We start from the raw sequence: 4,089 nt of genomic DNA on the forward strand, positions 1-4,089 counted from the left end.
AGCTTCTCAAGCCGTAAACATCATTAACCTTCTTGGTGGTCGTGCAAATATCGTAGATGTGGATGCATGTATGACTCGTCTTCGTGTAACTGTTAAAGACGCAGATCGCGTTGGTACTGAGGAACAATGGAAAGCAGAAGGAGCTATGGGTCTTGTCATGAAAGGACAAGGTGTCCAAGCTATCTACGGACCAAAAGCTGACGTATTGAAATCTGATATCCAAGATATCCTTGACTCAGGGGAAGTAATTCCTGAAACTCTTCCAAGTCAAATGACAGAAACTCAACAAAATACTGTACATTACAAGGGTGTAACTGAAGAAGTTTACTCAGTAGCTGACGGTCAAGTTGTTGCTTTGGAACAAGTGGAAGATCCAGTTTTTGCTCAAAAAATGATGGGTGATGGATTTGCAGTAGAGCCAGCAAATGGCAACATTGTATCTCCAGTTACTGGTACTGTATCAAGTATCTTCCCAACAAAACACGCTCTTGGTCTTGTCACTGACTCAGGTCTTGAAGTGCTTGTTCATATTGGTTTGGATACAGTAAGTCTTGAAGGAAAACCATTTACTGTTCATGTCTCTGAAGGACAAAAAGTGGTTGCTGGTGATCTTCTTGTCACAGCTGACTTGGATGCTATTCGAGAAGCAGGACGCAAAACATCAACAGTGGTTGTCTTCACAAATGGTGATGTCCTCAAATCAGTTAAATTAGAACAAACAGGTTCTCTTGCAGCTAAAACAGCAGTTGCTAAAGTAGAATTGTAATATACTTGGGGTTGGAAGCTGTTTTCCAACCTCTTGTTTTAGGAGAAAAGCATGAAATTTCTAACACTCAATACCCACAGTTGGATGGAGAAGGAAGCAGAGGAAAAATTCCAAATCTTACTCCAAGACATTCTTGATAAGGACTATGATTTGATTTGTTTCCAAGAAATTAATCAAGAAATGACTTCGCCTGAGGGAGAGGTTAACAATCACTATCAAGCTTTACCATCAGCAGAACCCATTCACCAGGATCACTATGTCCGACTCCTAGTCGAAAAATTGGCTGAGAAAGGGAAAAGCTACTACTGGACTTGGGCTTACAATCATATCGGCTATGACCGCTACCATGAAGGCGTAGCAATCTTGTCCAAAACACCTATCAAGGCGCGTGAGATTTTGGTATCAGATGTAGATGATCCAACGGACTATCATACTCGCCGTGTTGCCTTGGCTGAGACAGAGGTTGAAGGCAAGGAACTTGCTCTTGCAAGCGTTCATCTCTCTTGGTGGGATAAAGGTTTCCAAGAAGAATGGGCACGATTTGAGGCTGTACTAAAAGAGTTGAAGAAACCTCTAATTTTAGCGGGTGATTTTAATAACCCGGCTGGTCAGGAAGGCTATCAAGCGATTTTAGCTAGCCCATTAGGATTACAAGACGCGTTTGAAGTTGCAAAAGAAAGAAGTGGTAGCTATACTGTTCCACCAGAAATTGATGGTTGGAAAGGCAATACTGAACCGCTACGAATCGACTACGTCTTTACGACCAAAGAGTTAGAAGTAGAGAGTTTACAAGTAGTTTTTGATGGTCAAAATAGTCCACAAGTCAGTGATCACTATGGTTTGAATGCTGTATTGACCTGGAAATAATGAAAGAGGTTGGAATCAGAGGTTCCAACCTTTTAATCTATTCGAATCTTTACTACAGGACTGAGACTCAAATGGGGCTACTGCAATAGGACAAAATATGGTATAATTGAAAGGATAGAATCGAGGATAGTATGTCATTTAAGAAATTTCAATTTAAAAATTATATAGTAGAAGCCTTGGAGGAGTTGAAGTTTACGACTCCTACCGAAGTTCAGGAAAAGTTGATTCCTATTGTCTTGGCAGGTCGTGACTTGGTGGGCGAGTCAAAAACAGGTTCAGGAAAGACTCATACTTTCTTGTTACCCATTTTCCAGCAATTAGATGAAACTAGCGATAGTGTGCAAGCAGTGATTACGGCTCCAAGTCGTGAGTTGGCTACTCAAATCTACCAAGCAGCTCGTCAGATTGCAGCTCACTCAGATGTCGAAGTTCGTGTGGTTAATTATGTAGGTGGTACGGATAAGGCGCGTCAGATTGAAAAACTTGCCAGCAACCAACCACATATCGTTATCGGAACGCCAGGTCGTATCTATGACTTGGTCAAATCTGGTGATTTGGCTATTCACAAGGCCAAGACCTTTGTAATTGATGAAGCCGATATGACCTTGGATATGGGATTCTTGGAAACCGTTGATAAGATTGCAGGGAGCCTTCCAAAAGACTTGCAATTCATGGTCTTTTCAGCAACGATTCCACAAAAATTGCAACCGTTCTTGAAAAAATACTTGTCAAATCCTGTCATGGAAAAAATCAAGACTAAGACAGTTATCTCAGATACCATTGATAATTGGTTGATTTCGACCAAGGGCCGCGACAAGAATGCTCAAATTTACCAGCTGACTCAGTTGATGCAGCCTTATTTGGCAATGATTTTTGTTAACACCAAAACGCGTGCTGATGAATTGCATGCCTACTTGACTGCTCAAGGATTGAAGGTAGCTAAGATTCATGGAGATATTGCTCCTCGTGAACGTAAGCGAATCATGAATCAGGTGAAAAATCTGGATTTTGAGTACATTGTTGCAACAGACTTGGCAGCGCGTGGGATTGACATTGAAGGTGTTAGTCATGTTATCAATGATGCCATTCCGCAAGACTTGTCCTTCTTTGTTCACCGTGTTGGACGAACTGGGCGCAACGGACTGCCTGGTACGGCTATTACCCTTTACCAGCCTAGTGATGACTCGGATATCCGTGAGTTGGAAAAATTAGGTATCAAGTTTACTCCTAAGATGGTCAAAGACGGAGAGTTTCAAGATACCTATGACCGTGATCGTCGTGCTAATCGTGAAAAGAAGCAGGATAAGCTTGATATTGAAATGATTGGCTTGGTTAAAAAGAAAAAGAAAAAAGTCAAACCTGGCTATAAGAAGAAGATTCAATGGGCGGTGGATGAAAAACGTCGCAAAACCAAGCGTGCTGAAAATCGCGCACGTGGCCGTGCAGAGCGAAAAGCCAAACGCCAAACATTTTAAAAACTCAGTAGAATTACCTGATTCTACTGAGTTTTTATTTCCTGAACTATTCAAAGTAGCCAATAATTATATATTCAAAATAATTTGATTAATAAAATAGTAATTGCTTTAAAACTTGTTTTTAGTCCAATATTTTATTGAAATCGTAAGGAAAAAATTGAAAACTATACAATTTTGTGTTATCATATTATAAAACAATCGGATTATATCATTTGATCCGTGAAAAGAAAAGGGGACTTCTATGGATAAATCATTTATGAAACAACAACGTTTTTCATTCCGTAAAATGAAAGTTGGGTTGGCTTCTGTAGCAATTTTGTTTGCTTTTGCTCAGGTCGGACAAGTGTCTGCAGATGAAACAACAAAACCGGCATCTGCTTCAACTGAAACAGTAAAGAAAACTGAAGCAAGTAAATCGGCAGTCGAAGCTGCTGTGGCAGAAATTAAAGCTGATGAGGCGAAACCAGTCGTTAACCAATCAGATGCAAAACCTGGAGAGCTTGTTGATGTTTCTAAGAAGGTTTCACCTATTGACGTGAAAGAACGTCAAGAAGGTGATCAAAAGATTCATGAAGAAAGTGCAACTGTTGAAGTCACAAAGACAGAAGTGGCACCTGTAAAAAGCGAAGAACTTCCTGCTCCAAAGACTGAAACAACTGAGAGCACTTTGACTGGGAAAGACGAAGAGGGAAATTCTTATACTCAATATGAACGTGTTGATAAAACTACGTCCGTAGAGATGATAAAAGATACAAAAACGATTTCCAAATCAGGATCAGCAGATATCGTATTTGTTGTTGACCGTTCTTTATCAATGAAGAGTAATATTGATACTGTAAGAGATAATGTCAATAAATTTGTCGATAATCTCGCGAATAATGGGGTAACTGCACGCTTTGGTTTAGCTACATTTAGCGATGAGCTTTATGGCCGCACGTATAATTTAACTGATGAAGGTACAATTCTAACTAAGTTTGGTGA

4 protein-coding genes are annotated in these 4,089 nt (G+C 40.1%); all 4 read left to right on the top strand.

The window, feature by feature from the left end:
- On the top strand, nucleotides 1-766 hold a 766-nt coding region (locus HMPREF2655_RS05915; RefSeq protein WP_180364319.1), incomplete at its 5' end, for a PTS sugar transporter subunit IIA.
- Nucleotides 767-817: 51 nt separating this feature from the next.
- Entirely contained in the window at nucleotides 818-1,633 is an 816-nt protein-coding gene (locus HMPREF2655_RS05920; RefSeq protein WP_070838108.1) for an endonuclease/exonuclease/phosphatase family protein, read from the top strand.
- 131 nt (nucleotides 1,634-1,764) lie between these two features.
- Nucleotides 1,765-3,108: a DEAD/DEAH box helicase gene (locus HMPREF2655_RS05925; protein ID WP_008284610.1), complete on the top strand. Its 1,344-nt coding sequence runs from the start codon at nucleotides 1,765-1,767 to the stop codon at nucleotides 3,106-3,108.
- Between the two features lie 241 nt (nucleotides 3,109-3,349).
- A partial coding sequence (locus HMPREF2655_RS05930) for a VWA domain-containing protein (protein WP_142352135.1) occupies nucleotides 3,350-4,089 on the top strand: 740 nt, incomplete at its 3' end.

The organism is Streptococcus sp. HMSC066F01 (genome assembly GCF_001837335.1).
Lineage (GTDB): Bacteria > Bacillota > Bacilli > Lactobacillales > Streptococcaceae > Streptococcus > Streptococcus oralis_S.